General features: G+C 36.2%; 2 protein-coding genes. Both read right to left on the bottom strand.

Annotated features, from left to right (window positions below; genetic code table 11):
- Positions 1-99 precede the first annotated feature (99 nt).
- Positions 100-573, bottom strand: coding sequence for a hypothetical protein (locus J6Y29_03760; GenBank protein MBP5426990.1), 474 nt, complete (start codon positions 571-573; stop codon positions 100-102).
- Positions 574-1403: 830 nt separating this feature from the next.
- On the bottom strand, positions 1404-1603 hold a 200-nt coding region (locus tag J6Y29_03755), incomplete at its 5' end, for a hypothetical protein (GenBank protein ID MBP5426989.1).

Raw genomic sequence — 1603 nt, 5'->3', positions numbered from 1 at the left:
TGATTACTTGATGTGGTGCACCAACCACCAAGAGACCAAGTAATCATGAGGAGTAAATATGACAATATACTTTCAGAGGTAGCAGCTCTCTGGAAATACCTATTTATCTTTTAAGGCATCACATAATTTTTGAAATACAGAAAAATCATATGACATAACCTCAAAATTCTCACTATTATATATATAAGCTGATTTACCACTATAATGACTGTTGATAGTTTGATCAGCTACTGTATTCTTAACAAATTTATATAATTGACTTGCTCTAAATACTAATGCTCGTCTATTATTATACACAAAGATATAGAAATGATTTTGTTTTTCATGGAGTGTATCAAGATCAACTATGAAATTAGTAACTCCTTCAATATAATCGTTATTTTTCCATTTTACATCAATAGTAATAACACTGTTTTTACTATCTGGTAAAAATCCTACAATATCATAGGAACCCATTTGTTCCTTCTCCTGATTAACCCAACACCATTTAATGTCAGGTATTTTTTTGTCTAAGGCATTATATACCTCACCTTCCCAATAATGGGCCTTTTGTTGACTTTCTTTTCTATTCATATTTTCTCCTTGTCATTTAAAGTCTGACGAGACTATATCTATAGCGAGGGCATTAATAAGTTGTTTCTTACCAATAGCTAGTTGGCTGCATGGAGGCAGAATCTAATCTGTGCTATCCTCTCTATCATCATGCATTTGATCCATTAACTACTAATGCCCAAGTTAACTAAATTATTGTTTGTGCTTATTCCTCTCCCTTTCTCATATATAGCATTTTTGCACTTTGCTGTATAAAATGTTTTGTGCTTATCTCTCTCCCTTTATCACAATAGGATAATTGCACTTTCCTGCGTGACTCTTGTGCGCTTATCTCTCTCCTTTCTCATAGAGTACATAATTGCACTTTGGTGACCACAGATCCCTCTCCCTTTCTCATACTTATCATAATTGCACTTTCCTGTTAACATTTCATAACTAGCCTATTCTTTCTTATTTCTAATGTTAGTATACCACACTTTTTCCACTTTGTCAATATTTAAACCAACGATTTTTAAAAAAACAAAAAACAGATTTAAGCTAATTTTAAGCTTTGTAAAAATTTTTACCCCCCACCTCCTTCTCCATTACCCCTTCTCCAAATTTAACCCCAAATTTCGTCTGTGCTGCATTTTCCCATTTACCCCACCAAGTATACATCCAAATACAAAAATCGATTGTAGGGGAAATTTGAGGCCTTAAATCGCAAAGTAGGGTTACACAACACATGACGTACAAATATAGTGGGGGATCTGTTGGGGGATGAGTTATAATGTCTGTACTTTAGGTGTGGTAGTATTCATGTAGTTAAATGTATTACTGCTGCATTTGTAAGTTCACTGTGGATTACGTCGCTATCGCTCCTCTTTGTCGCATTCGCTCCACTGGGCTATCGCCTCGTCTGCTGGGCTGCCCTCCCCACAGGGGTCCCCTCCCAGTATTGTCTCCTTAGGCGTGTCCACTTCGTTCGTCAGTATGCGTAGCCACGATTGGTTGTAATGGTCGCGTATGTATTGTTCATGCTCATGATATTCAATAAGTCGACTCTGTAGGG

This window comes from Clostridiales bacterium, assembly GCA_017961515.1.
GTDB lineage: Bacteria > Bacillota > Clostridia > Acetivibrionales > RGIG10202 > RGIG10202.
Note: the sequence above shows the minus strand (reverse complement) of the source record. Positions and strands in the feature narration are given on the sequence as shown.